This is a genomic window from Ruegeria arenilitoris (assembly GCF_013035425.1).
In the GTDB taxonomy this organism is placed as follows: Bacteria; Pseudomonadota; Alphaproteobacteria; order Rhodobacterales; family Rhodobacteraceae; genus Ruegeria; species Ruegeria arenilitoris_A.
On sequence record NZ_WQHX01000003.1, the window covers coordinates 397673 to 422932 of the forward strand.

The 25260-nt window shown below is 49.4% G+C and carries 25 protein-coding genes and 1 pseudogene; 17 read left to right on the forward strand and 9 right to left on the reverse strand.

The window, feature by feature from the left end; all coding sequences use genetic code 11:
- Window positions 1-124 precede the first annotated feature (124 nt).
- Window positions 125-1144, forward strand: coding sequence for an ester cyclase (locus tag GOV45_RS11000; RefSeq protein ID WP_170477334.1), 1020 nt, complete (start codon window positions 125-127; stop codon window positions 1142-1144).
- On the forward strand, window positions 1135-2004 hold the full coding sequence (locus tag GOV45_RS11005; protein ID WP_170477336.1) for an amidohydrolase family protein: 870 nt from the start codon (window positions 1135-1137) through the stop codon (window positions 2002-2004). Before GOV45_RS11000 ends, GOV45_RS11005 begins: the two co-directional genes overlap by 10 nt.
- A 183-nt stretch (window positions 2005-2187) precedes the next feature.
- Here the strand turns inward: GOV45_RS11005 and GOV45_RS11010 are convergent, their stop codons facing one another.
- The gene (locus GOV45_RS11010; RefSeq protein WP_170477339.1) at window positions 2188-3372 is read right to left on the reverse strand and encodes an iron-containing alcohol dehydrogenase; all 1185 of its coding nucleotides are present in this window, start codon (window positions 3370-3372) and stop codon (window positions 2188-2190) included.
- A gap of 261 nt (window positions 3373-3633) precedes the next feature.
- Between GOV45_RS11010 and GOV45_RS23285 the strand changes: the two genes are divergently transcribed.
- Window positions 3634-3837 (forward strand): GDCCVxC domain-containing (seleno)protein, encoded by a 204-nt coding sequence (locus GOV45_RS23285; RefSeq protein ID WP_254442549.1) that lies wholly within the window; start codon window positions 3634-3636, stop codon window positions 3835-3837.
- Between the two features lie 193 nt (window positions 3838-4030).
- On the opposite strand, the gene GOV45_RS11015 is transcribed toward GOV45_RS23285, so the two are convergent.
- Window positions 4031-4444, reverse strand: a complete 414-nt coding sequence (locus tag GOV45_RS11015; protein WP_170478094.1) for a phosphoenolpyruvate carboxykinase (ATP) — start codon at window positions 4442-4444, stop codon at window positions 4031-4033.
- Between the two features lie 438 nt (window positions 4445-4882).
- Between GOV45_RS11015 and GOV45_RS11020 the strand changes: the two genes are divergently transcribed.
- The 5 genes and pseudogenes from GOV45_RS11020 to GOV45_RS11040 all read left to right on the forward strand — a co-directional run bounded on the left by GOV45_RS11020 (window position 4883) and on the right by GOV45_RS11040 (window position 8490).
- Window positions 4883-5827: an aldo/keto reductase gene (locus GOV45_RS11020; RefSeq protein ID WP_170477342.1), complete on the forward strand. Its 945-nt coding sequence runs from the start codon at window positions 4883-4885 to the stop codon at window positions 5825-5827.
- A 155-nt stretch (window positions 5828-5982) separates the two neighbouring features.
- Window positions 5983-6567 carry a hypothetical protein gene (locus tag GOV45_RS11025; protein ID WP_170477344.1) on the forward strand — a complete coding sequence of 195 codons (585 nt, stop codon included), beginning with the start codon at window positions 5983-5985 and terminating at the stop codon, window positions 6565-6567.
- A gap of 127 nt (window positions 6568-6694) precedes the next feature.
- A pseudogene (locus tag GOV45_RS11030) lies at window positions 6695-7198 on the forward strand (GTP-binding protein); the annotation flags it as partial.
- Window positions 7195-7848 (forward strand): DUF1826 domain-containing protein, encoded by a 654-nt coding sequence (locus GOV45_RS11035; RefSeq protein WP_170477349.1) that lies wholly within the window; start codon window positions 7195-7197, stop codon window positions 7846-7848. The pseudogene GOV45_RS11030 and the gene GOV45_RS11035, both read left to right, overlap by 4 nt.
- Window positions 7849-8130: 282 nt before the next feature.
- The gene (locus GOV45_RS11040) at window positions 8131-8490 is read left to right on the forward strand and encodes a group I truncated hemoglobin (protein WP_170477352.1); all 360 of its coding nucleotides are present in this window, start codon (window positions 8131-8133) and stop codon (window positions 8488-8490) included.
- Between the two features lie 369 nt (window positions 8491-8859).
- Here the strand turns inward: GOV45_RS11040 and GOV45_RS11045 are convergent, their stop codons facing one another.
- Window positions 8860-9843 carry a hypothetical protein gene (locus tag GOV45_RS11045; protein ID WP_170477354.1) on the reverse strand — a complete coding sequence of 328 codons (984 nt, stop codon included), beginning with the start codon at window positions 9841-9843 and terminating at the stop codon, window positions 8860-8862.
- A gap of 327 nt (window positions 9844-10170) precedes the next feature.
- Here GOV45_RS11045 and GOV45_RS11050 point away from each other — a divergent pair, with 327 nt between their 5' ends.
- Window positions 10171-11085, forward strand: coding sequence for a DMT family transporter (locus GOV45_RS11050; protein ID WP_254447976.1), 915 nt, complete (start codon window positions 10171-10173; stop codon window positions 11083-11085).
- 258 nt (window positions 11086-11343) lie between these two features.
- On the opposite strand, the gene GOV45_RS11055 is transcribed toward GOV45_RS11050, so the two are convergent.
- Window positions 11344-11517 (reverse strand): hypothetical protein, encoded by a 174-nt coding sequence (locus GOV45_RS11055; protein ID WP_170477357.1) that lies wholly within the window; start codon window positions 11515-11517, stop codon window positions 11344-11346.
- Window positions 11518-11851: 334 nt separating this feature from the next.
- Between GOV45_RS11055 and GOV45_RS11060 the strand changes: the two genes are divergently transcribed.
- Window positions 11852-12103: a CBU_0592 family membrane protein gene (locus tag GOV45_RS11060; RefSeq protein ID WP_170477360.1), complete on the forward strand. Its 252-nt coding sequence runs from the start codon at window positions 11852-11854 to the stop codon at window positions 12101-12103.
- Between the two features lie 77 nt (window positions 12104-12180).
- On the opposite strand, the gene GOV45_RS11065 is transcribed toward GOV45_RS11060, so the two are convergent.
- Entirely contained in the window at window positions 12181-13533 is a 1353-nt protein-coding gene (locus tag GOV45_RS11065; RefSeq protein WP_170477363.1) for a metal-dependent hydrolase family protein, read from the reverse strand.
- A 344-nt stretch (window positions 13534-13877) separates the two neighbouring features.
- Between GOV45_RS11065 and GOV45_RS11070 the strand changes: the two genes are divergently transcribed.
- Together GOV45_RS11070 and GOV45_RS11075 are read left to right on the forward strand one after the other, a co-directional pair.
- Window positions 13878-14342 carry a phosphate-starvation-inducible PsiE family protein gene (locus tag GOV45_RS11070; RefSeq protein WP_217362454.1) on the forward strand — a complete coding sequence of 155 codons (465 nt, stop codon included), beginning with the start codon at window positions 13878-13880 and terminating at the stop codon, window positions 14340-14342.
- A 363-nt stretch (window positions 14343-14705) separates the two neighbouring features.
- Entirely contained in the window at window positions 14706-14942 is a 237-nt protein-coding gene (locus tag GOV45_RS11075; protein ID WP_170477366.1) for a DUF1127 domain-containing protein, read from the forward strand.
- A gap of 272 nt (window positions 14943-15214) precedes the next feature.
- Here GOV45_RS11075 and GOV45_RS11080 read toward each other — a convergent pair whose 3' ends face one another.
- Window positions 15215-15613, reverse strand: coding sequence for a cupin domain-containing protein (locus GOV45_RS11080; RefSeq protein WP_170478105.1), 399 nt, complete (start codon window positions 15611-15613; stop codon window positions 15215-15217).
- Window positions 15614-17212: 1599 nt separating this feature from the next.
- On the opposite strand from GOV45_RS11080, the gene GOV45_RS11085 reads away from it, so the two are divergent.
- The 3 genes from GOV45_RS11085 (at window position 17213) to GOV45_RS11095 (ending at window position 19530) form a co-directional block, all read left to right on the forward strand.
- Entirely contained in the window at window positions 17213-17695 is a 483-nt protein-coding gene (locus tag GOV45_RS11085; RefSeq protein WP_170477367.1) for a fasciclin domain-containing protein, read from the forward strand.
- A gap of 400 nt (window positions 17696-18095) precedes the next feature.
- A complete protein-coding gene (locus tag GOV45_RS11090; protein WP_170477370.1) occupies window positions 18096-18749 on the forward strand; it encodes a pyridoxamine 5'-phosphate oxidase family protein in 654 nt (217 codons plus the stop codon).
- 502 nt (window positions 18750-19251) lie between these two features.
- Window positions 19252-19530 carry a hypothetical protein gene (locus GOV45_RS11095; RefSeq protein ID WP_170477373.1) on the forward strand — a complete coding sequence of 93 codons (279 nt, stop codon included), beginning with the start codon at window positions 19252-19254 and terminating at the stop codon, window positions 19528-19530.
- 457 nt (window positions 19531-19987) lie between these two features.
- Here GOV45_RS11095 and GOV45_RS23605 read toward each other — a convergent pair whose 3' ends face one another.
- From GOV45_RS23605 to GOV45_RS11110, 3 genes are all read right to left on the reverse strand, one after another.
- Window positions 19988-20413: an FkbM family methyltransferase gene (locus tag GOV45_RS23605; RefSeq protein ID WP_170478108.1), complete on the reverse strand. Its 426-nt coding sequence runs from the start codon at window positions 20411-20413 to the stop codon at window positions 19988-19990.
- Between the two features lie 37 nt (window positions 20414-20450).
- Window positions 20451-20924 carry a hypothetical protein gene (locus tag GOV45_RS11105; protein WP_170477374.1) on the reverse strand — a complete coding sequence of 158 codons (474 nt, stop codon included), beginning with the start codon at window positions 20922-20924 and terminating at the stop codon, window positions 20451-20453.
- Window positions 20925-21270: 346 nt separating this feature from the next.
- Window positions 21271-22296, reverse strand: a complete 1026-nt coding sequence (locus GOV45_RS11110) for an AraC family transcriptional regulator (protein WP_170477381.1) — start codon at window positions 22294-22296, stop codon at window positions 21271-21273.
- 119 nt (window positions 22297-22415) lie between these two features.
- On the opposite strand from GOV45_RS11110, the gene GOV45_RS11115 reads away from it, so the two are divergent.
- On the forward strand, window positions 22416-23834 hold the full coding sequence (locus GOV45_RS11115) for a metal-dependent hydrolase family protein (RefSeq protein ID WP_170477384.1): 1419 nt from the start codon (window positions 22416-22418) through the stop codon (window positions 23832-23834).
- 276 nt (window positions 23835-24110) lie between these two features.
- Window positions 24111-25259, forward strand: coding sequence for an iron-containing alcohol dehydrogenase (locus tag GOV45_RS11120; protein WP_254447978.1), 1149 nt, complete (start codon window positions 24111-24113; stop codon window positions 25257-25259).
- The last annotated feature ends 1 nt before the right edge of the window (window position 25260 follow it).

Genomic DNA, 25260 nt, shown 5'->3' on the forward strand with positions numbered 1-25260 from the left:
TACGTTTGCAAAACTGTAATATTGCCTCATCATTTCTGGCAAGACATTTTTGCATACGTATGCAAGAATGTTGTTTGTGGCCGACTCAATTCGATAGCCCGCCGTTCGTAAAGCGCTGATTAAAATGGTAAATACCGTGAGTTTTCAATCGGAAAAAAAACTGGTTTCGGCGTTTCACGCCGCCTTGGACTCTGCCAAAGAGCAGGAAGTTCAATTTGTAATGTCACAATTCTGCGCTTCTGATTTGGTGTGGCATGGCTTTCAGCCATTCAACCAAATCAACGGGGCGGAACAGGTGGCTCTGCAATTCTGGCAGCCGCTCAAAAGCAGTATTACGAATCTCCAGAACCGTATAGATATCATGTTCGCCGGACAAAACTCGCTGAGCGATGATGCTGACATCTGGGTCGTGTCCATGGGGAATTTAATGGGGCTGTTCGACCAACCGTGGTTGGATATTCGTCCAACAGGCAAATTGGCATTCCTGCGCTATTGCGCATTCTACAAAATAGTCGAAGAACGGATCGTTGAGACGGCGATGTACTTCGATATACCACACCTGATGGTGCAAGCAGGGCAAAACCCGTTTCCCCCTCAGACCGCAGCGCATTTGCTGCAACCCGGCCCGAGAACCCACGACGGCTTGTTATTTAGTGAGCAACCCGTTGAAGAGGGCAAGAAGACCATGGCCGTAATAAATGCGATGATCGCAGATCTGGGTCAGTGGGACAGTGGGTTGTCGCTTGAAGACGAGTTAGCCCGAAGCTGGCATGATGACATGATCTGGTGGGGGCCAGAAGGAATTGGCGCGACTTACACGATTGAACGCTATTCCATGCAACATTCCGGCCCTTTTCGCGCCTCTTTCAAAGACCGGACAAAGACAAAACATGTCTGCCGCCTTGCCGAGGGTCGCTATGGCGGCTTTTTCGGATGGCCTAACTTCACGGCCGTTCCCACCGGTGGGTTCATGGGTATGCCAGCGACGGGTAAAGCAAGTGAATTCAGAGTGATCGACATCTATCGTCGCGCCGGTGACAAACTTGCCGAAAATTGGATTTTCATAGATCTTCTACACTTCTGGAAGGGGCAAGGCGTCGATATTCTGGCACGCACCACTGGGATCGAAACGCCATGCGGATAGATGCACATCACCACTTATGGGATTTGTCTGCAGTGAATTATCCTTGGCTAATGGAGAAAGGTGTCATTCGCTTTTTTGGCGACCCCTCTTCGATCCAACGGGACTACTTGCTGCCGGAATTCCGGGTTGACGCCGAAGCTCAAGGCGTCGCGGCATCGGTGCATATCCAAGTCGGCGCAGTCGATCCATGGGCCGAAGCTCAATGGGTGCAGTCCATAGCCGAACAGTTCCAGGATTGGCCGTTAGTTCAAGTTGCGTATTGCGATTTGACCGCTGATGATTCGGAGGAACAACTCGATCGTCTTCAAACCTTATCGTCGGTACGCGGCGTTCGCCAGATTATCGGTCGCGCTCCGGGTGAAGATGCAAAAACAGGTACGAACGCGCTGCTCCACAATCCAAAGTTTTTGTCCGGCCTTAGACAATTGGGTTCACGCGGTCTTTCATTTGACCTTCAATTGTTGCCTGAACTCATGGATCAAACGGCGGACGTTCTTGCGAATGCTCCTGATACTCAGGTCGCGCTTTGCCATGCCGGATCCCCATATGACCGGACATCATCTGGGCTTCTTAAGTGGGCCGAAGCTTTGAAATCTTTGTCTGACTTGCCGCAGGTCTACTGCAAGCTTTCTGGCCTCGGAATGTTCGACCAAAACTGGAACGCCAAAAGTGTTTCGCCAATCTTTTCAACTTGCTTATCGCAGTTCGGCGCCGATCGCTGCATGTTTGGATCGAATTTTCCTGTCGATAGCCTCAGTTCCACTTATGAAGAAGTTGTTTCAAGGCATTTTGAACTGACCCCAAGCTCTTTACAGGACGATGTTTTCCGAAAAACTTCGAAACGCTTTTATCGCATCTAATGGCGGAACATTGCTTGAAGGTATTTTCAAATGTCAAAATTGCCATCTCGGTGAGTGTAGGTGATCTGCCGTTCTTATGCTTCGCTATCTGAAATACAGCGCTGCGCTGGGTTCGATATCGCTTCATTCCTATGCCCGGTTGCAGGTCTGGGGTGTCGTTAGATTTTGACCCAAGTCGAGGGTCTAGCGCGCTTGCAATATTGCGGTCTCGGTGAGGGCGCGGATCTCATCCACGCTGGCTGTTCGGGGATTTGTCGCTGCCGCGCTGTCCATTTTTGCTTTTCCCGCAATGCGCTGGGAACAATCCAAGGGAACGTTAATAGCACTCAGAGACTTTGGTATTCCAATGTCATCCAATATGCGTTCAACCTCCGCTATGAAGGCTTCTATGGAGTGGTCGTTAAGCCCCATCGCATATGCCATCCTTTTCACTTTTGGTTCCATGCCGGGGAGATTAAACCGCAACACGACTGGCAGGATGATCGCATTTGTCAGCCCATGTTGCGTGTTAAATTCTGCCCCAACCATGTGCGAAATGGCATGGACAAGGCCGAGACCTTTTAAAAACGAAATCCCGGCCAGGCATGAACCCATGAGCATTCCTCCACGGGCGGCCATGTTCTCGGGTTCACGTACGGCAATCGGAAGCCAGGCGGACACAAGCGCCAAACCCTCCAATGCAAGTCCATCGCACAGTGGATGGAACCCGGGGACCAGATAAGCCTCTATCGCATGTGTCATCGCGTCTGCGCCCGTCCAAGCCGTCAAATCTGGTGGAAGGCTGATTGTCAATTCTGGATCCAGAAGTGCAAGAGACGGTTTTAAGTCCGGGTGCCAGACGCAGAACTTCATACCTTTTTTGACATGCGTGACCATTGCGGTGCTTTCGGTCTCGGCACCAGTCCCTGCCGTTGTCGGAACGGTTATTAGGGTCGGGAAGGGCTTGCTTGATGCAATCTCGGGAACAGGTTGTTCAAACTCGAAAGCCCATAGATCAATCTCGTTGTTTGCAGTCAGGCATATGGACTTTCCGCCGTCCATTGCGCTGCCGCCTCCAATCGCAATAATCGCGTCGTGACCGCCGTTCCTGAACAAATCACGACCAGCACCGATTTCGTCATCGCGTGGGTTAGGCGAAATGTCGAAGAACACATCCGAAGATATGCCGGAGTCAGTCAGTGAGCCTTGTAACTTAGAAAGAAAGGGTAAGGTCTGGCTTCCGCGATCGGTGACAATCAACGGCCTTGCGACACCAAGCGCGACGCACCTTTCGCCAATCTCCGCTAATCGACCTGGGCCGTAGGCGATCGGCACGGGAAAGGTCCAGTCCTGAGGTTGTAGGATTTCAGCGTCTTTCTGAATTTGCATCGCATTATCTTTCAATATGATAGGTCCGCGGGCAAATGGTCCTTGGTGTTCCAAATCGGACCGACACGCGGCTTTTTAGAACACCTTAACAAAATTCCTGCACGAGAAATTTATGAATTCCGAAGGCACCCATAACTGTGGGCCTTGCCGATAACAGCGGCGATCCAAGGTCGCGTGTTACCTTCAACGCTTGCGGTAAAAAGCGAAACAGTCAAAATAACTTCTCATCTGCAATGATGTGCGAAAAAGAACGATTTGAATATGATCTTGGAAAGTAAAATTACTTGCCCAAAGTGCGGCCACTCGGCAGTCGAAGCAATGCCGACAAATGCGTGTCAGTGGTTTTACGAGTGTAAGTCTTGCAAGACTATTTTGAAGCCATTGACCGGAGACTGCTGTGTTTACTGTTCCTATGGAACTGTTGCTTGTCCACCTATCCAAGAGGGTAAAAGTTGCTGCGGATGATGCAGTTGTGGGCAATAGATTTCGTGGATCAAACCTTTGGCTGAAAGATCAACCAACTTACCCGGTTTCTCTTTGATGTCACAAACCAGTCAGAGCCTTTGGGACAGAAGAACCCATCTTCTTTGCTTACTATCAGGATTGCCAAGCACACTTGTTCCGCGATCCAAGCCAGCTCTGACTGATTTATGTCCCTTCAAACTGAGCAAGTTTCGCGGATCAGGGTATTTTCCAACCCAAGTTTATCCAATTGATCTGTTATCTTGTCCCTCGAGGACTTAGCTGCGATCTCAAATGCCTGTTTGTCGGCCCAAGTATTCTCTGGGTGAAGAAATCGTGCTGCCTCGTCTGGACCATTCGACGGAATTCGAGTGGTCCAGACGCTGCCATTGACAAAAGGACCATCTGACAGCGTGCCGTCCATGGCGGCCTGCAACAATGCCCGTGTCGCCGCGATAGGCATCCAGTGCCCAGTATCGGCTCCACCACCGGTCCAGCCCGTGTTTATCAGCCATGCGCGCGCCCCGCTTTTCTTCAGCCGAGATGCGAACATATCGGCATATACTTCCGGCTTACGGGTAAGAAATGGCGCTCCGAAGCAGGTCAAAATGTAGGAGTGGGGCGCGCGTAACTCCTAAGCGGCACAGTAATCTTGTCGCGCCGTCAACTCCGTTTTTACAGGGCGCGGAGCCAATAAAAGCTTCTTGGGATTGTTCGAATTTTGCAACTCCATAAAGGTAAATTTGGGATTGGCTGCAACCATATCGCCCTCGTGGGAGACAAGATTACCGAACGTGGACCGCTTGCCAGATGACTGCGCAAGCCATTGATGCTGAGATTTGAAAAGTCTGCGATCCGCTGCTCGTTGACAGTATGTGGGCACCGAGAGCTTTGAGACAGAGCTTGTACGGTTTGAAGCTGGCGAACGCAGAAATTCGCGTCACGCCAGCTTGGTCATTCGTCGAATGTCGTGCAGTAAATTGGACTTGTTTATCAGAAGTTGCTCGAGCAACATTGATGAATGTCCTGAGCCGTTGGGGAGGTTGGCATGGCACAGTTGCGTGAAATTGGAACGACAGGAATAAAAATTCCTCGCATAGGGTTTGGGTCGACCGGCCTGGGAAGTATTCCCGAAATATACGGCTACGAAGTCGATGAAGATCGCGCGATTGATACAATTCGGGCAATACTTTCTGTACCCAATGCATTTCTGGACACATCGCGATGCTATGCGATGGGGCGCAGTGAGGAGCGTATTGGAAAAGTCATTCGCGAACTTGGTGGGTGGCCGGATGGTCGAGTTCTTTCCACCAAATTGGATAGGAATATGGAAACAGGTGCTTTCGATGCATCTCAAGCTCGGAGATCATTCGAGGAGAGTCTGGAGGCGCTGGGTGTCAACCGCGTTGATATTCTTCACATTCACGATATCGAGTATTCCAACGATCTATCCGAGGTTACGGCAAGCGGTGGCGCTATCGACGAGTTATTCCGTATCAAAGAGGAAGGCTTGGCAACAGCGGTTGGGATCGCTGCGGGGCGGATCGATGTCATGATGCCAATTTTGAAGGACAGGGATTTCGACGTTGTCTTAACACACAATAGGCACACTCTCGTAAACGATAACGCGGAACCATTGATCAAACTCGCAAGATCCCGGGGTGTTTCAGTCATAAATGCCGCACCTTTCTCTGGCGGTGCTTTGGCACGGGGGAGTGCGCTGCATCGGTTTTACGTTTATCGACCGGCGAATGACGAAATTCTTGAACCAATTCGCGCGGTTGAAGAGATTTGTGCGCGCCATGATATTCCAGCCGGCGCAGTGGCCCTGCAATATTCCTTGCAAGACGAAGATATTGCCTCGACCGTTTGCGGAGTCACGTGGCCTCAGCACGTACAACAGGCAATGGAATGGGCGGAATGGCCAATCCCCGCAGCTGTTTGGGAAGAACTGGCAGAGCTCAACCGATCTTCGGCGGATCCGGAAGCTTAGAACGAGATTCATCTGGGGCCGCTTTTTGAACAAAGCCACCTCTCAGTTAATTTCAAGCTCGGACAATTAGTCGACACGCCGAGGTAATCCGGCCACTGACCGAAAGGAAATTTACGATGTTGAGGAAATGCTTATTGGTATTTGCCGTACTCCCCATGCCGGCTCTTTCAGATATCTCTGACGAGGCGAACGCTTGTATTGATGAGTTAATATCCCGCTTCGGGAATGTCGGTGGAGAGGTTCTTGGTCAAGAATTCAGCGAAGCCGCCATTATGGTGCGGCTTCGCGATGGAAATGGTTTTGAATACGAATGCATCGTTTGGTCTGGGCCCGAAGTTGCTGATCTGCGGCGCGTTGATGAAAACGCCGAAAAGGGCGACGATGGAGAAGGCGCGATGGACGGAGCGCCTGCGTCAGCGCTGACAGTATCTGGGGATCAGGTTGTAAAGTTCGACGCAGGCACAAGCGGCACCACCATAAGTGCGACACTACAAGCGGATACCACGGTTCGCTACGTCCTGGGCGCAAGCGATGGTCAATTTCTGAACGTAAACGTCGGATCACGCGGCGGAGCTTTGGACTATAAAATATTTAATCCCGACGGCTCTTTGCTGTTAGACCTGATTTCTTCGGACACTCCATATCAAGGCCAGCTATGGCAATCGGGCGAGCACGTAATTGAGGTTGTTAACGAGGGTTCTCAACCGGTTACCTTTGATATCGGGATCGGCATAAACTAGCGCGGATTGATTGTGTTTCTGCTCTAGCCATAGCGACATCTGCCGAGTTTGTTGGAACTTGTCAGATTAATCTTCCGAGAGAGCTCACACCGTAGATTATATGTCTATCAGTTTGGCTATATGCGGCTATCCGATGTGGGCCAAAGAACTCTACGGGTTTGCGGACCATGTTCCGGAAACCGAGGAATACGGGGTGAAAAGCTTCGTCTATCGAGCACGGCAACCTTTCGTGCCCGAGAAGATTATGGCCGTACTCAACGGTGAATTGCCCGGCGTGATCCGGGCCAAGGGGCATTTCTGGATTGCCACCCGCCCAGATTGGGTAGCGGAATTTTCACTTGCCGGCGCTCTGTCCTCGGTCAAACCGCTTGGCACTTGGTGGGCCACTGTTCCAGAGGATCGACGCCCTGATCACGAAAGCGCACGGGCGTACATGCAAGTACATTGGCAAGAACCCTGTGGTGACCAGCGCCAGGAAATCGTGTTTATCGGGACCGGTATCGATTGGCCCGCGTTGAAAGCCCGGCTGGACGCGGCATTGCTTCCTGCGCTTGTTGCGGGTCGACCAGATGATTTACCGGACCTGCCCGATCCCTTTCCAATGTGGCGTCGCGCCGAGGTGGCAGCATGATTTATGCTCGAGAAGCCGTTAAGGACGCGGCAATCGGAGCTGGAGTCGCAGAAACGCCAGAGGGTCTGACAACGATTCATCATCCAGGTTGTGCCGCTGTGCTTTGGCGTCGAAAGCCTTTGAACCGCTTTCAATCTTGGATTGACGGCTTGCCATCAGAATACCTGCCCCAAGCACGATTGATCCTGCGCCCGAAAGCGGTTCGGCAGGCAGTTTCTGAGATATGCGAAGCAGCGGAAACTCCAAAGGGAACCAAATGTGATCGCCTGATTGAGGATGTGGATGCACTATCGGACATCTTCGCAAATGTAATGGTTACGGAATGGCTGCGCCTGCGCTTAGATGTCGTGACCACGAACGCCTGTCGCAGGTTTCACATTGATGCCGTAACTGCGCGTCTCGTTTGTACATACCGCGGGACGGGCACACAATATGGTGTCTCCAGCAACGGAGCAGATCCGAGTCGCGTCTTCACTGTTCCTACTGCCACTCCAATTCTGTTGCGCGGAACGCGCTGGCCTGAGCAGCCGAAGTCGGGACTTTTGCACCGTTCGCCACCGATTGAAGGTTCCGGAGAAACCCGGCTTGTGCTTGTCCTGGACCCGGTCGTCGGGCCCAACAGCAAATTCGAACAAGTGTTGATTGATTAACCCAGCAAAGCACTGCAAATCGCCAAGAAGTATGGCCGCGGTTGATATTAGGAAGGCACCGTTACTCGCACTAGTTAAACAACTGATCAGCTTGTCCGCACAGCAGTCGTTGGGAGCACGTCCAGCAACCATCCTCTTGAGGTCCAAATTGCGCATCAAATTTGGAGGTGAGCTACGATCATTGGCGCAGCCAAAATTCAAGAGATTTGGCCTCTATCAGCATACCATGCTAGCGTCCTTGAAAAGGATTGTTCAAAGTACGCTGGATACAAGAGGTGCACTATGACTGCCACGTTATACGATCGACTGGGTGGAACGGACGGTATACGACGAATAGCCGACGTTCTGGTCGACAATCACTCCAGAAACCCGGTTGTCGCAGCGCGATTTGCAGGAACCGATATGGTACATCTCAAACAAATGGCAGGAGACTTCTTCATAGCTGGTTCTGGCGGACCTGAGATTTATTCAGGAAAAGACATGATCACGGCGCATCAACATATGAACATTAGCGGAGATGAGTTTGTCGCGGTTCTAGACGACGCTATGAACGCCCTGAAAGAAAACAATGTTGGTCAGCGGGAACAAGAAGAGGTTTTGTATATTCTGTATAGCCTCAAGGACCAAGTTGTCGGAATCTGAGCTTTGGGAAAACCGATAAGTTTTGGCGAAAATAGAATCTTAACATTGCCTTCTCTTTTTACGAATCTTGCGTTCGCCAATACTGAATGATCGACTTCGCTGGGCTTGTTTCTAAAGCGCGTTGAAATTCCTGCTCGCGTTATCAGCAAGCCGGCAAGCAGTTAATGCTAGTCAATGGATCGAATTGAATTCAGCGGATGCATAGATATGCCGCCTGCGACGCAATATGCGCCTACAAACAAGAACTTTTAAAAGAAGTTCTGAACAAAAAAATACATCCAAAGCATTATGCAAATTCCGAAAAACTCATTTGGAAGCATCTCTATAATCGATGGCACCATGGATGGAGGTCACATCGAACTGCTTCTCCTAGTCATCAATCAAAAGACCAGATTCCTTTTCAACAAAGTACCTGTTCTCGACGTACAAGTTTGTAGCTTGATACTTATGCCGAAGTTTGACCCTATCGTGGTCATTCAGCAAACTGTGCGCACTGCTACTTTCAAAGCCAAGTTTTGTCATTGAACGATCAAGTCGCAAGGCCCAGCTACGAAATCGCGCTGATCCGAACGGCAAACAATTTGCGAGGCGTTGAAGGTTAATTGCTCGCGCCGATGCGGATTGCCTTTCTTTTTCTGCAAAGCTGAAGTCATCAGTAAAATCCACACCTAGTTCATCAAGAAAGGACTCAACGATGCTTGGTTTTTCTCTCTCGAACGATTTAACAATGAGGCGGTCAGATTCTATTACAGATTCTAATTTTTGTAGCCTGGCTTTATGATCCAGAGCATCAACACTTTCAGAATCTAGTATTGATTTAGGCCAAGGATTCCCCCCGCGCTTCAAGCCCTCGGTAAAAAGTGAAACTAGCAGATCATCTTGCCGCCGAAGGTATAGAACCCAAGACCGATCGGCATTGACAAATATGCGGCGCAAGTCCTGGTACACGAACGAGCCTGTTACGGCCGGTCGCGCAAGCACTTCAGAGGATATTACCACCAGATTGGGTTGATGTTCATCTATCTCGCTCTGAATCGCCTGGACGTGAGCAGTGACTTTATCCGTATTCTTGTCGAAGAGGTCCATTACCAAGGGATGATGAAAAATTAACAAACGACTTCGATCGCTAAGTTCAGGTCCGTTCAAAAACCTTCTGCCGCCGGTCGGATACAATATTCCTTGTTCTTTCAAAGAGCCTGAGTTTTTCTGCAGGAATGTCTGGATTGAGGTGGTTCCAGTTTTATGCGGGCCGATGTGAAAAAAAACATGGCCATCAAATCTAATTTGAGAGGGAGAGCCTGACTTCATAGTAAGATTTTGGTTTCCTATACCAAGTTGGCGTAACCCAAACATATGGCAATTTGCGCATGCAAAGAAGTGTGTTCAGTTCGATTACTGCATGCGATTTTGGTTAACGGTGAGCACTTTACGGTCGAACTGGCAGAAAGCTTTCGTCCACTCAGGTTTCGCATCGAACCCCCGCTGTCATAAGTTGTTAGGCTGCGGTGCAGCCTTTCCTGTTATCAGTTGCGCGCGAAGTGCTTGGTTATCCGAAAAGTATGGAACGCGTCGAGAAATTGGTTAAATCCGCGTTGGATGCGTTCAACTGACACGTAAACGGGCCTCGGGACAGTAGAATTCAATAGCTCCTTTTCAAAGGCTGCTCTATTGGAGTCTGTTATGGCGATCACACCCATTATTCAGAAAAAAGAGGTTCTGCCTGAACGGCAAACGGACAGTGTGCGTGGCATCGCTTTAATGGCCTTTGGCATGTTTCTGTTCTCTGCCGTTGATACGATGGGAAAGTTCCTTACAGAAACTGTCCACCCCATACAGATCGTGTGGTTCCGCCAACTCGGGTTGTTTCTGGGGGTTGTCGTTTTGATTTCAATTCAGGGCACGGGGGTTTTGTCTTCGAAAAACCCCAAACTTCAAATCGGACGTGGCGCTTTGGCGGCATGTTCTGCAACGCTATTCATTGTTGGTGTAAGCTATGTTCCCCTTGCGGACGCAGTTGCGATTACTTTCGTTGCGCCTTTCATCGTGACGGTAATGGGAGCGCTAATTCTGCGTGAGCAAGTGGGTATCCGCAGATGGTCTGCGGTCGTGATTGGTTTTCTTGGAACTTTAATCGTTATCAGGCCCGGAATGGGTGTTATCCATCCAGCGTCGATTTTATTAATAGTTGCCGCGTCCGCTTTTGCCATGAGACAGGTATTATCGCGAATACTTGCTGGCGAAGACAGAACACGAACTACGGTTGCGTATACAGCCATCGTATCTTGGGGTCTTTTGACCCTTCCATTACCTTTTGTCTGGCAAACACCATCGAGCGGGTTGGATTTGGTTTTGCTGTTGGGCATGGCGGTCCTAGCAGCCGCAGCCGAAGTCCTCGTCATTATGGCGCTGGACGCTGCTCAGGCAGTCGTTGTGGCTCCTGTTCAATACAGCTTGCTCATTTGGGGCACCATTTATGGCTTCTTCGTATTCGGGCAACTGCCAGACTCATGGACCTGGCTGGGCGCAGCGATCATTGTTGCAACAGGTTTGTACACCCTGAACCGTGAAAGGCTTGCTTTGCGAACTCGTAGATAGGTCATTAAGATTTTAGGAGTTTCAAAGATCGATCATGGGATGGCTTGTTACATAAGTCGAAAGCGTGATGGGCAATGCGCCTGATTTGCGACGACGCAACTGTATCTCGTCCATTTTTGGAAAACCGAGCGCTGCCGAGCAAAGACTGTCCGTTAGTTTGTTTCAAAAATGAAATGCAGTATAAAAGCTCCAAAACCGCTTAGGCGTTTTTCCAAGCTGTTTAAGAGGCTGCGCTTACACCGTTCGAAGGCTCAGCGGTCAACGATTTTTCCCGAACCTCGTGACCAGTGAAAAGCAAATGGCGGCGAAAACCCCCATTAGGATACTGAAGCCCAGATTTGGCAGAAATGAACCACCCATTCCAGTAATCCAGCCTACAAAAAATACTGCCGCAAATACCACAGCTCCATAGATAAGCGATTTATGTTTCACTGGAAGCCCGCCTTGTTAAAGGATTCTTTCAAAACAATTCACCATAAACCATTAGATCATTCGATATAAGCCGTTGTAAAGGTTCCGGGTCGGGCACGTGTTGGGTCAGTTCAGAATGCGAGGCATTGTGTAAGCTCTCGACGAATGGATCCTGCAATAAACTCGCGCGGATTTCTCCAGGGTCCGCTGCTTCAATGGTCTGAAAAAAAGAGCATTCTCGAACGAACTAGTCAGCTAAATGCTTTGGGTGGAAAACAATTATTTAAAGGTGGCCCGTTATTTCCAACGGCATTTTTTGAATGTCAAGAGCCTATTTTGGATTTAGACTTACATAATGATTGCCGAACTTACCCTAATCGACTGGATTGGCGTGCTTGGATCGCTTTTGATTGCAGGCGCTTATTTAGCTGTCTCTCGTGGCTGGGTCGATGCGCGCAAGCCGGGGTTCAATCTCCTCAACCTTTCAGGAGCTCTGCTCATTCTTTTGTCGCTCTGGTATCGACCTAATGCGGGAGCAATTTTGATTGAAGTGCTTTGGGTCGGCATTGCGATCACGGCTCTTGTGCGTTGGACCTTTAGACGTTGAAAATGTGATCTATGGGATTGGACTTCCGCAGTGTCCACAGGGCGGTCACCGAAGATTCAATCGCATCTTGAATTGAATCAGCCTCCGAACGCGTTTTTGTAAATAATGCCATCCTTCATGATAATCAGAAAGTTCGCTTCTGGGTCGACCAACAGATTGATGTCCTCAACCGGATTGCCTTCAACAAGTATCAAATCTGCATATGCTCCCGCTTTAATCACGCCAAGCGGGCCTTGCTGATATGGGTTTCGCGGTCCTGACATCTCCACAAGTTTTGCCGTGTTATATGTGGCCTGTTGCAAGACTTCTGCCCCAGACCACCAACGACCACGGCGCTCGAACTCAAGGTTTTGCATTGCCATCAACTCCGGAGCTCCGAACAGGTCCACACCGAAAGCAATCGGAAGGTCGTACTTTTTGATCAAAGCCACATAGTTTTCGACATTATCGCGCAGTGGCGCTCCCTTTTCGATAGTAGCGGGATCGCCTGCAGCCAACATGTTCTCATCCGGTGTGAAGATCAGAAACTGCGGATTGAGGATGGCCCCGGCGTCGCGTATGGCGCGAATGGTCTCCTCCTCAAAAATCATGTTGCCGTGATCGATGCTTTTTACCCCGCCTTCAAGTGCCCGGATGACAGACTCATCAGTGTAAGCGTGAACGATGACGTATGTGTTCCAGTCCTCAGCAGCTTCCACAGCGGCGCGAATTTCTTCGGGACTGTAGTGGGTTGTATCCAGAGGATCATATGGAGTCGAGTTGCCTCCACCCAGACTGATCTTAACCTGAGTTGCCCCGAGGCGCAGCACCTCGCGAGTGGCCGCCCGTACCTCAGATACTCCGTCGGCAATGAACGACCACTCCCGCTCAAAAACAGTACGATCACTTCGTTGTCTGTGGTGGGTGTCATTGTATAAACGGAAATCGAAGTGGCCGGACGTTTGACCGATCCAGTGTCCTGAACTAAAGATGCGCGGTCCGGGAACGATCCCCTCGTCTATGGCCTGGGCTATGCCGTAGGATGGGCCGCCCGCATCCCGCAACGTCGTAAAGCCCCGCATCAGCATTCGTTCCGCTTCGCGCGTTACCAGAGCGCCCGTGTATGACCAGTGAAGGTTATATGCTAAGGCCAAGGGCGAGGTCGGAAGCATGATGTGGTTGTGACCGTCTATCAGGCCTGGGATCAAAGTCCGTCCTTGACCGTCAATGACTACCGCATTGTTCGGTTCCATTGGATCGGTCGAGACCTTGGCTATCAAATTGCCCTCGACAAGGACGTTGGCGTTCTCAATGACCGCCGCATTTTCACTATCAAAAACGTCGACATTGACAAACAGGGTTCGCGGCTGGCTGTCTTGAGCGGACGCTCCGAAAGCCAACAAGGCTGTAAGCATAGCTGGGAGAAATGCCAGTACTGAAACTATAGTCATTATTTGAAACCATTCGAATATGTTCGGCCAATCTGCAGCATTACCTGCGGGTTCCCCTGAGTCAAACTTGTCACTTGCTATGGCAGCTCTGCTCGAACGCACGTTTCCACTCTCTAAACCTGTCGCGTCCTCGACAACGTTCAATTTCTGTAAACGAACTTCCACCAGCCCTCGCAAGTTACTGTGAAGGTTTGCTTAGCGTCCATCGGGGAGTTTTAGCGACCAACACATCGACCTAGAAAACTACACCCTTTTTATGAGAGAGTTCCGTAAACGCCAAAGCGGGCGATGCATCCGGTTGAATCTGGCCGCGCTGGCGATCTAAATCGGAATTGGAGACGACAGTGAGTGGTGAAGAGAACAAACCCACCCCGGCACATGTGGAACTAGACCCCGATCACGAAGATGCCATCGTTCGATGGTGTAACCGCATGATCCGTCACGGCGTTAGGGCATTGTCAGTGCTAATGCTCGGCATCATCCTGCTGGCTATTATTGACGCTGGTTTCACAACATTTCAGAAGTTGTTGGAACCACCTGTTTATATCTTAGAGGTCAGCGATCTTCTCGCGGTTTTCAGTGCTGTGCTGGTCGTTCTTATCGCGATAGAGATTTATACAAATATTACTCTCTATTTGACTGCCGACGTCATCCACATCAAGCTTGTTGTCGCGACAGCCTTAATGGCGGTAGCTCGAAAAATCATCACACTTGACGACAAAAATTTGGAGCCCCAATACTTTCTTGGTTACGCAGCGATTGGCCTTGCGTTGGGCGTAACTTACTGGCTGATAGATAGAAAACCGTAAGACGCAAATTGAAATGTGCGCAAAATTTCGCATCGGCGCCTTTGACTTAACGGAATTTAATCACCGGTTTGCGCGCATGGCAACTTGCTGCGCGAGCAAAGCAACCAAGAACGGTGAAGGTCTAGTAAACACTCGATACGAACCATGGCTGCACGTGGTATGAACGACTGCCCTGTGGACAAAGCCGCTATTCTTCCCGGTCGTTAAATGGTGACTGTTTTACGGGACATTTAAAGTTATGGCTTCGCTGCTGTTGGCGTAAACGTATTCCCCACGTGGCCCAAAATACTTGATTCTGCACCGCAGCAAAGCTACCTTTTCAATATGGGAGGAAACCTAGTTCAACTGTGGAAAGGTTTCCAAATGACTGATTACTCTGTCGCAGCCACAAATAATAAACCCAACACTGACCGCCTGATGCGAACCCTTGATGACTTCTTTGTGAAGCTAGGCCAAGGTTTCAACTCTTACTTGATGGTCCAGTCTCGCGCCGCTGAATTTGAAAGGCTAAACAATCTTTCGGACCATGAGTTGGCGGAAATAGAACTCAAACGAGATGACATTCCCAAGTATGTATTCAGGGACATGATCCACATATAGGGAAATACAAGCATGATCTTTCGCCCGCACTCGTCATATTTGTCACCAGGCAGTTGGGTGGGAGGTCAGCACGGTTCGCTGGAAATCCTCTAATAATTCAATCATAATTGATGGCTATAACTTTTGTTCGTTGTGATAGCGTGAGCCGTGGACGGCAGTTGTGGCTTAGGGCTTTGAACCTTCGATCCCACCGGTGAGGCGATCGCGTACTGATTGAAAAGCCGACGTGCGGACAGGAATGTGATCAAGCTCAAATAAGAAGAAAGATTGCATTAATTAGGCACCAGTTTTTCAAGTTCTGGTAGCAGTACGACGCTTTCCTGCTCATTCGGATCAGTACGCGCAATAACCGCCACGGCTGGCTCTGCGCCATCGTTGTAAGGTAGATGCGGAGCGCCGGCGGGTATGTAGATTAGGTCCCCTGCATTTGTTTCCATCACGTGCTCCAACTTTTCGCCCCAATACATCTTTGCCGAGCCGGAAATGACATAAATAGCGGTTTCGTGGAATTCGTGTTTATGGGCTTTAGCTCGTCCACCCGGTGGAACTGTTAGCAGGTGCATGCATATTTTATTACTGCCGACGGTTTCCTTTGCGATTCCTTCGAAATAATTAAAGCCTTGTTTGCCAGAATATGTGTCGCCGGGGCGTAGTTTCACACATTTTTGCATAAGCCACTTTCCCATAAAGGTTTCCTCAACTTAGAAACTATAGACGAACTGCTCTCAGAGCGAGGAATATTGTTTGGCTGACAGTTTCGGGCTCAACGCAGGCTTCCAATAGATTTTGTCAAATGTCCGCTAAGGAACGGGTACTAGACCTAGCGTTTCGAAACACCAATGTCTGCTCTGCAGAAAAAGTTGCCTTTAGTTTACAACGGGTTTGCCAGAGTAGGTCCTGCCCACTTAGAAAAAGTTAATCCAGCTTACAAGAATGGGATGCAGTCAAAAAATGGGCAGAAACGCGGAAGGCGATCAATAACTTTGTGCGGCTGGAAAAGGAAAACGTTGATCGCATTTCAGAGAAACCGAAGCAGGTGCTTTGGCGGGTGCCGGATTCAGTGCATTTAATAACTGACCCGACACCCTTTCCCGTGGGCTATCTCAACGGGCGGGGGCATCACTTGTTGAGGTTGCGTTACCGTCCCACGGGAAATCCGATATAATTCAACGTGTTCAGGCCCCAGTTATTGGCCCTTCGTTTGTTCGGCTTGCTCTCAGACGACAAAGTCTTTTGAATACCTGCCAAATCTATGTGTCATCAGGCTGGTGAACGCTGCGCACATTACCCATGGCTACTGGCCGCATGCACGGCATTGGGTGGGGATGACGCCGTGTTTTTAGATTGACCGCACAGTGTTGGGGAATTGCCCAAAATACGTGTTGGTCTAATTACCTGATTAAACTAGCTGACCTAAGTCACACTCCAAATGTGACATTTCCCATGCCGCTATCGGCGGCACTGTCAACTTGAACCCGCTTTTAACCGTCCTTCGGTAACGCGGACTTTTTTTCTGGTCTATGTGTTCGGTTACTACCGCAGACAGCCCGTGTTGCCTTGTCCCCTGTAAAATTGGCAGCACGGGTTTTATATGTTCCGGAGCAGTCCATTCAATTGTGGTTCCCTACGCAATGAAAGCGCAGGTGCTTTCGCACCATTCGTCGCCAACCACTCAAGCAACGACGCCCACTGACACTGCAAACTGTTCATGGAAAGATAATCCCGCTGCTGTTCTGGCTTGCAATTTAGATGTGTGGGATTGTTCGGGGTCATTTGCGCATAGCAAATGTTCAACTGATGATGCCTCGGTCAACGTTGAATATAAAAACCCCACGCCTTCGCTTGGGTGGGACAGGAGGCGTGGGGCTTTTTGAGGGGTGTTGGGTGTGAAACTCAAACACCCTAACACTCAGTCAAAACACAAAACTCATTACAACGTTTCCAGAACAAATTAGCGCTTGTTTAAAATGGGGGAAACGAAATTGGGATTTTGTCGAATTTACTGCGAATTTGGAATCGTCTTAGTGGACAAAACAACAATTTGCGTCTTCAATGTTACCCATAGCGAAACAGTTCCACGTCAGAAATTCAGACACAAACCATAAAACTAGGACTGTCCGAATCTTGATTGGGTTAAACCAAGAACCAAAAGATCGTTGTTTGGCAACCGGGCCTATAGTGTGCCGTAAGAAATGGTTTAGCCGCGGAAATGATATCTACTGGCTCAATCGGTTCGTAGGACCGACTCGAGAACAAAAGGAGAAACACCCATGAATCGTAGATTTGTTCTGAAATCAACCGTTGCTGCGGGCCTGATTGCCCTTGTTGCAGGATGCTCCACCGGAGGGGATGATATCGTCGATGTAGCCTCGTCCAGCGACCAGTTCTCGACACTTGTGGCGGCTGTTTCAGCTGCAGGATTGGTGGAAACATTGCAAGGTGACGGTCCATTTACAGTATTTGCTCCGACCAATGAAGCCTTTGCTGCCCTTCCAGCCGGTACTGTTGATGACCTTTTGAAACCGGAAAACAAGGACCAGCTTGTTTCTGTCCTAACGTATCACGTCGTTCCCGGTAACTTCCCCTCAAGTTCTCTGGCCGGGCAGAAGGGTTCGCTTACAACCGCTCAGGGTGGCTCCTTGACAGCTGATGGAACCGACGGCGTAAAAATTAATGGAGCAAACGTCATTTCTCCTGATATTACAGCTTCCAACGGCGTAATCCACGCAATCGACACGGTACTACTTCCCTAGTTGGTACCGTGCATCGGGCGAAATTGAAGTCCCCGGTTAGTCCGGGGGCCAAATATTGCCAAGAAAAAGATTAAGGCCTTTCGAAGAAGACCAGATCTAAGAATCTGGTACTCGCCGTTTGCGGTCAATAATCGATATTTCGAAGTGATAGCCCTGTCGTTGGATTGGAAGGACCGCACTGCAGTAGACGGTCGCTTTGTTCTAAGAGTAGACCTTGGCGCTTTGAAAACCTAGGTCTGCTATCCACCCTTGAGCGGACATCTAACAAAATTGCGAGGATGAACGCATCGAGCCCAATTTGACCGGTCCTGCAACTTGCCTCCTTGCCCACTCGCACCTTAAGCTTTTCACCGAAACACATTGTTCCCTGGTTTTTATCTGAGCAGTATTTGGAGGTAAGATGCCCAAAAACAGCAAACTCAATACTGCCTTCCTAGTTCGTAGTGAAAGTGATCTGAGGTCGCAATTCTCAGCAACGCAGGAAATTGCTGTCAAAAAGTGTTTAAAACATATCGATGATCACGCCCGGGTGTTTATTGAAAGATCTCCATTTGTTTGCATCGGAACGCAATCACCGGATGGGTCCGCAGACGTAAGTCCCAGAGGTGATCCCCGCGGATTCGTAAAGATATTGGATGACAAGACCCTCTTGATCCCCGACAGACCGGGTAACAATCGGCTAGATACGCTTTCAAATATTCTGACCAATTCCAAAGTTGGCCTGCTATTCTTAGTGCCCGGATTTGATGACACTATGCGGGTAAATGGTCACGCGGAACTCACGCGTGATCCCGACCTGCTTTCCACGATGGCCGTAAATGGACGTGTTCCCCAAATTGCCATCGCGGTGCATGTTGATGAAGTTTTTATTCATTGTGCGAAAGCCCTTCGCCGATCAAACCTTTGGGATCCAAGTCAGCATCAGAATCGTGAGGACGTTCCTTCTTTAATGAAGATCATACTGGATCAAACATCTGTCGCGCCTTCCGATCCCGAGGAGCAACTTAGGTTGGACGAAAATCTGGAGCGAGAGTACCGCCAGACAATGTACTGACCTATATCGGTACGGTACTTGCTGTCCAAAGCAGTTACTTGTTGGACAGCAAACACGGTCCGCTTAGTTCGCAAAGCGGTCACTCGCCTTTGGTCCCAAAAACGAAGCCCAATGTTACGCGGAAATGGCTATGATCGAGCAGGGTGGAATATGCCGCAGCGAAGCGTGAACTTTTCGCCAGATGGTCCGACGCCTAAGTTGGCCGATACAGGAGCTCGTTTATGAAGAATCGCGACTGCCACCGCGATGCTGATCTGACTCAAGCGCGAATGCGCCCGGCTGAGATTTCAGGTTAAAATGAAGATTGCCGTGGTTGAAACGACTTGCGGTTCCTGTAGCGCAACGAATGGCGGCATCGTCCGAAAATTCAAAAATCCATTGATCTTTGGGTTGGCTTAAAAAGGCTTTTGTTTAGCGGCTCGGTCAGCTAATTTTATGCCCATACAAGATTACAGAACATGCAGGGGTGCGGAACCTTCGGTTCAGTTCAAAGGTAATCCAGATGCAAAAATACTCAGTTCCAGTTTACTACCGCGCAGTCTTGTCAGTTGATTGCATAGCCATCCTTGAAGTAGAAGCTAGCAGCCCAGAAAGGGCTCGCGAGATTGGCTTGGCTGAGGTTCAAAAGAACGACGACTTTGGACTTCCGAACGTAAAGGGGAAGTTTCAAGTCGATACTGATCTAAAGGTCGTCGCATCCGAAACCTTCGACGCGACAGATTGGGGCACAGAAGATGTTGCCGTCGAATTGTCAGACGTTGTTGAATTGGCCGACGCATAGATTGGCCTCGGTAGCCCGCTATGGTGCGTGATACTGCCTGTTTTGTCATATCCTTTGCGGTCGTATCGGCGCGGAACCGATAAATTGCTTGGCGAGTTGGTCCACGCTTGGTGTGGATTTTTAGGGTATACTTACCGGCGACCTACAAACCACTGGCCTTTGATTTCATCAGGAGTATGTGAGATGTTTTGTTGCATTTTTTTGCATGAGTAGGTGCAAATAATCTCTTACCATTTTCAAGCTTGTTGCGTAGTCGCATGTGCAACTCTTCTGAAAATTAAACAGTATCAGTTTTTTTCTATCGCGCAATAGTTTTTCAATATGTTTCTTTTAACTACTAAGCCAAATTCTGAATTGCGTAAAAAAGTACTGGGTGTTACGGCGACTTGATAAACAAAAAAATTCTGTCTCAAATTAGAGAGCCAACAAAACTTTTAAATGACCACTTCGAACTGAATCAGATATTATCACTTATTAGCAGTTCGTATTCTGGTGAATTTTTATTGTTTGGTATGTCTAATTTGTGAGGCAACGTGCAAGAGTTTGAAAGTTCTGCGTGTTTACTAAAAGTTAGCTCGAGAACTAATGGTAAATTGTCATCCAATCTAATTGGGGCGTAATTATTTGCGTTTATATGAACTAAACTTAGTCCACATTTTCTTATAAATTCTTGAATTTCATTCAGATGAATGTCGCAATCATGCAACTCTATAACCATACCGGTAACTCTGTCTTCATTATTCAAGATGTCACTCAAGAATCGGTACTCAGAGCCTTCAACATCAATTTTTAGAAAAACGTTTTTATTACCTGCTTCATTTAAAACTTCGAAAAATGTGCAATGAGATTCATTAAGTGTTGATAGCCAAAAAAATTTCTTTATGTGCCTACGCTTTCCTTGAAAAACTTCCTATATGAAATCACTTTTTTACGCCATAAAGGCTAAATGAGTTTTTTATAGTCTCGACAAATACACGCTTGAGCCAAAAGCGAAAATTTACGGAAGCGTCGTAGGCAATGACTTCAACATCTTTATGTCTTATGAAATCATTTTCAAAGCTCCAGTCATCACAAATTCCTAACCCAATTAATAAATCGGATTTTTCAATATCTGACATTGAAACCAGATAACCTCCATCGTTCTGCCTTCCAATTCTCACCAAGTCATTTGCTTGACTAAATGAAAAATAGTTTGGCAGACGCGCTTTCATGGTTTTCTCTTTTACTGTACTAACTGCTGTTGTTTTATGTTTTTCTAAAATCATAGTCAAAAATGGGGCGGAGCAAAGCTTAAAATAAATTCCTATTTTATTTGTGGCTAAAAAAATACACATATCAAAATTTTTCAAAATTATGGCTATTTCACACTCTGTGAGCGGTGCTGAGTTACTCAATGGATTTTCTTAAAAATACAAAAACTCTTTCCTAAATTTTCCTAGTGAAATCGTCCGGCGTCTTCGAGTCGTTCTTGGCGCGAAAGAATTTCGCAGCTAGTTCGGGATCGACAGATAATTTCCGTTAATCAATCTGTAATTTACAGAATAAATGGTGTCACGTTTCATTGCCAATCATTCTTTGAATTAAGTTTCTGGTGTTATTTGTATTGCATTAATGCTAACGGACATGGGTGAGAACTCAATAACTAGATCACCCCGAACGGCCTCAATGTCTGCCCGCTGTGTGGAACCGGACACCTGACCAAATGACACAGGTGTCCGAGTTGAACCCTAAGTAACCAGTTCAGAAAGGTGCAAACTGCTCCTGCGCCACTGGAGCATACCGCCGCCTCAGTTTCTCAGGAGAGGCGCCAAACCAGCGATGACAGGCGCGCGTGAATGCGCTGGCATTCTTGTACCCCAGGTCCCGTCCGATTTGAGTGATGGTGCGTATTTCTTCTCTCAACCAAAGATCAGCGAGATGCTCCTTTGCGCGATCAATGAGTTCCGCGCCGTTGGTGCCGTGTTGGGCGAGTTCTCTCTGCAGCGCCTTCGGATGCGTCCCCGCGAACTCGGCTAGCCCGTCCAAACCGGGCCAATCAGAATAGTCAAACACCCGAAACAGCGCAACCAAGTCCAGCGGTTGTTGCTGCATGGAAGTATTATCCGGCTCAGTGTTTCTGGGAAACGGGGATTGTTGCATAAGCCAAGCTGCTGGGAATGACATCCTCAGCCCCCAAGCATCGCCTTTCTTCACATTGGATGACGGCACCAATTCTTCTGGGATAGCGTGAGGATCAAACACATGAATTTCAACGTCGCTTTGATCCCAAACTGTTCCTAATCTCGTTTTCAGCATTTCCGACCATGCAACAACATCCCAAGCGTCGGCTTGCCCGGGCGGTTGCGACGCCTTGAGGAAGCGTTTGCCGACTAAATTGGCGCGCTCTGCATCAACTATGAGCTGGTAGCGCATCGAGACTTGTACTGTCTCAACAAAATGCATCCAGGCCACCAGCAGATCACCCAAGCTGGGCGTGTTGCTCATGGTGGTCGGAGGCACGAAGCCGATGCTCCACTCATACTCTCGTCCGATCTCCGCGCAAAGGTAAGGATTTCCCGACAGAACCGCTGCCTGCGTTGAGGCCAGATAGACGCAGGCGCTCGGAATGGATTGGCTCGGCTCATCAAAGACTGTCGGTCGCAGCAAACACCCCTTCAATATTTGATTGCGATCCGCACCCAACTTACAGGCTCGGTCAATGACCTCGGCCAGAAACTTCGACTGCATCACAGGAAGCGTCGTTAGTGCAGTCTTGGATTTGTTCAATGAGTTATCCTTACTGGACTGAGAAATTCGGAATTGTCCAAAAATGACAACACGTGAATTCTCTACTTTCTGCTAACCTACACTCAAGGTCAGAATTTACAAATCAGGGAGATATATTGATGGGCGTCCAATTCCATCCATCTGCATCACTCAAGACCGTTGCGGCCGCCTCGGCGTTTGTCATTGTGGGACTTTCGGCGTCACAAGGCGTTGCGCAAGAAGAAGACTTTCCGATCCTTTTCACGAACGTCCACGTCTTCGATGGTGTCAATGAGCAGCGGATCGAGAATGCCAACGTTCTTGTTGTGGACAACCTCATCGCGGAGGTATCCGCTGAGCCGCTTGCGGTCGCAAATGCGCGGATCATCGACGGCGGCGGTCGAACGCTGATGCCGGGATTGATCGATAGTCATACGCATATCTATGCTACTGGCGTCTTTCAGACTTTTGCCGGACTGCAGGCTGCAAAATGGGACCAAATCGGTGCCGTTGCGACAGAGAACGCTGCCGACTACCTGTATGATGGGTACACGACGATACGCGATACGGGCGGAATGGGGAGTGGTCTGCGTGAATTGATCGATCAAGGCGTCGTTGAGGGACCTCGCATCTACACGGCGGGTGCTGCGATTGGGCCGACATCTGGACACGGCGACTGGCGCAACCCGGTTCAAAGGTCGTTTGAAACAATTCCTGAGGATATGGGCGCTAGGCTCAACATGTCATACGTTGCGGATGGGATTGACGAAATACGCAAGGCTTCGCGACTGAATTTTGCTCATGGCGCTAGCTTTTTGAAACTCATGGCAGGTGGCGGGGTTTCCTCTGAACTCGACCCGTTGTGGTCAATTGCCTATGGCGTCGACGAGATTGCTGCAGCGGTAGAAGCAGCGTCTTTCTTTGACACCTACGTCACAGTGCATGCCTATACGGATGAAACCGTGTCCATGGCATTGGACGCAGGGGTCAAATCTCTGGAACACGGCCAGATGGTTACCGAGGAAACCGTGAAGCGGATCGCGGATGAAGGTATTTTCTGGGCGTTGAATGTCGCGGGAATGGACCCGCAACTTTTGGGCCATCCAAACTATGCGATGCCGACAGTAAAACCGAAACTTGAAGCGTATCTTGAAGGATCGGAGAATCTCGTCTCTTACATCAAGAAGTACAATCCGAAGATCGTGCATAACGTCGACACGGTTTTGTCGACGATCGGGTTTGGACGGGCACATCGAGACTTCGAGAAATACTATTTTGCCGAGTTGTTCGGAAATCATGGGTTCCTCGTTGCCGCGACTTCGACGGGCGGCGAACTCGCGCAACTGACGGGAAGACGCAATCCGTACCCAAACAAGTTGGGCGTCATTGAAGCCGGTGCCTACGCAGATATTCTGCTTGTAGATGGCAACCCGCTAGAGGATTTGTCAGTCTTGGGCGCCAACCCGCAATGGTTTGATGCCGCTCCTCGAGATCGCGGCTTTGATACCATCCGTCTGATCATGAAAGATGGCGTGGTCTACAAGAATACACTCGATTGAGTGTTGCGCGGGGTGAAACAACCTCGGCACCCCGCCATCTATTTTCTGAAGTCGAAGTAGTGGCTGGTTTCGCTTCGTCGGCGACGTCCGTTTCGTCCGCAAGGCAGTTGTTGGCATTGTCAGCATTAAGGTCTTGTAATCGTTCTTAAACAGTCAGCTGAACGGGATTTATCGCGCTATAACGCTTAGCCGCTACGAATCCGATCAAGAACTTTCTTTTTTGAACCGGCTATTGCGCAATAGGTCGGAGAATTTGGTCTAAATGCGTAAGGAGGAATGGCCGTTGCCCGGCCTCGAATTTTCTTGTTCGCTTTGAACGCTCAGGTTTCTGTGGTTACAGGGGAGCTTCTTATGGTCACCGGTACCCTCGGGCGAGTGCAATCGCCTCGCATTATTCGGATTGGCGGCGCGGCCAAAGAAACTGCAGAGGTTCTTGAACAACTGGGGTTGTCGCGACCGTTGATTATTACCGACGCCAAGGTGGCGAACTTGCATCTGTCGACACTTACCGATGTTTTGGACGGCGCAGGCATGGTGTGGGGTCTCTTTGATCAGGTCGTTGAAGACCCGACAGATGTGTGCGTCGACGCCGGGCTCGCCGCCCTACAGTCGGGTGACTACGACTGTGTAGTCGGTTTTGGGGGCGGCAGTCCTATGGAAACGGCGAAGGCGGTTTCGTTCATGAGCGTGAACTCAGAGCATGTGCGGGATTATAAAGAGCCTGCTCAAATCGACCGCTGCGGCGTGCCCATCATCTTAATACCTACAACGGGTGGCACCGGTTCTGTGTTAACGCGTTGGTGTGTCATCACGGACACCGAGAGCCCGGAGAATTATTACCTTTCAGGGCTAGCCTGCGTCGCGACAGCGGCAATCATCGACTGGAGCTTCAGCCTGACAAAACCTGCAAGAATCACAGCCAACACAGCGGTCGATAGTCTGACCCACGCAATTGAAGCCTATGTCAGCCGCCGTGCCTTTCCCTATACCGATGCCTTTGCACTGTCGGCGGCTCAGGCGGGAATGGCATTTTCCAACGCTTCAGTTGCTTTGGTGCACGGAATGAGCCGTCCGATAGGCGCCCACTTTCATGTGGCCCATGGACTTTCAAATGCAATGCTTTTGCCGACCGTAACATCTTTTTCAGTAGCTGCTGCACCTGCACGCTATTCGGCCCGCGCGCGGATTATGGACATGGCCGAAGATGGGGATACAGATGCCACCGCTTGCGCCAAATTGGTCGACGGATTACGCAGCCTGAACACCGATCTAGCGGTGCCGTCGCCGAGAGCGTTGGGGCATGACGCCGATGAGGCCATGTTGGAGATAATGGCGCAGCAAGCTCTTGAAACAGGATCGCCGAACAACAACCCTCGTGTTCCGACAAAAGAAGAAATTGGTGGTCTCCACAAAGAAATATGGTGAG

Excerpts from the sequence above, each read along its gene's own strand:
- GOV45_RS11000 (WP_170477334.1), top strand. The coding sequence starts at position 125 with ATGGTAAATACCGTGAGTTTTCAATCGGAAAAAAAACTGGTTTCGGCG.
- GOV45_RS11005 (WP_170477336.1), top strand. The coding sequence starts at position 1,135 with ATGCGGATAGATGCACATCACCACTTATGGGATTTGTCTGCAGTGAAT.
- GOV45_RS11010 (WP_170477339.1), bottom strand. The coding sequence starts at position 3,372 with ATGCAAATTCAGAAAGACGCTGAAATCCTACAACCTCAGGACTGGACC.
- GOV45_RS23285 (WP_254442549.1), top strand. The coding sequence starts at position 3,634 with ATGATCTTGGAAAGTAAAATTACTTGCCCAAAGTGCGGCCACTCGGCA.
- GOV45_RS11020 (WP_170477342.1), top strand. The coding sequence starts at position 4,883 with ATGGCACAGTTGCGTGAAATTGGAACGACAGGAATAAAAATTCCTCGC.
- GOV45_RS11025 (WP_170477344.1), top strand. The coding sequence starts at position 5,983 with ATGCCGGCTCTTTCAGATATCTCTGACGAGGCGAACGCTTGTATTGAT.
- GOV45_RS11035 (WP_170477349.1), top strand. The coding sequence starts at position 7,195 with ATGATTTATGCTCGAGAAGCCGTTAAGGACGCGGCAATCGGAGCTGGA.
- GOV45_RS11040 (WP_170477352.1), top strand. The coding sequence starts at position 8,131 with ATGACTGCCACGTTATACGATCGACTGGGTGGAACGGACGGTATACGA.
- GOV45_RS11045 (WP_170477354.1), bottom strand. The coding sequence starts at position 9,843 with ATGTTTGGGTTACGCCAACTTGGTATAGGAAACCAAAATCTTACTATG.
- GOV45_RS11050 (WP_254447976.1), top strand. The coding sequence starts at position 10,171 with ATGGCGATCACACCCATTATTCAGAAAAAAGAGGTTCTGCCTGAACGG.
- GOV45_RS11060 (WP_170477360.1), top strand. The coding sequence starts at position 11,852 with ATGATTGCCGAACTTACCCTAATCGACTGGATTGGCGTGCTTGGATCG.
- GOV45_RS11065 (WP_170477363.1), bottom strand. The coding sequence starts at position 13,533 with ATGACTATAGTTTCAGTACTGGCATTTCTCCCAGCTATGCTTACAGCC.
- GOV45_RS11075 (WP_170477366.1), top strand. The coding sequence starts at position 14,706 with ATGACTGATTACTCTGTCGCAGCCACAAATAATAAACCCAACACTGAC.
- GOV45_RS11080 (WP_170478105.1), bottom strand. The coding sequence starts at position 15,613 with ATGCAAAAATGTGTGAAACTACGCCCCGGCGACACATATTCTGGCAAA.
- GOV45_RS11085 (WP_170477367.1), top strand. The coding sequence starts at position 17,213 with ATGAATCGTAGATTTGTTCTGAAATCAACCGTTGCTGCGGGCCTGATT.
- GOV45_RS11090 (WP_170477370.1), top strand. The coding sequence starts at position 18,096 with ATGCCCAAAAACAGCAAACTCAATACTGCCTTCCTAGTTCGTAGTGAA.
- GOV45_RS11095 (WP_170477373.1), top strand. The coding sequence starts at position 19,252 with ATGCAAAAATACTCAGTTCCAGTTTACTACCGCGCAGTCTTGTCAGTT.
- GOV45_RS11115 (WP_170477384.1), top strand. The coding sequence starts at position 22,416 with ATGGGCGTCCAATTCCATCCATCTGCATCACTCAAGACCGTTGCGGCC.
- GOV45_RS11120 (WP_254447978.1), top strand. The coding sequence starts at position 24,111 with ATGGCCGTTGCCCGGCCTCGAATTTTCTTGTTCGCTTTGAACGCTCAG.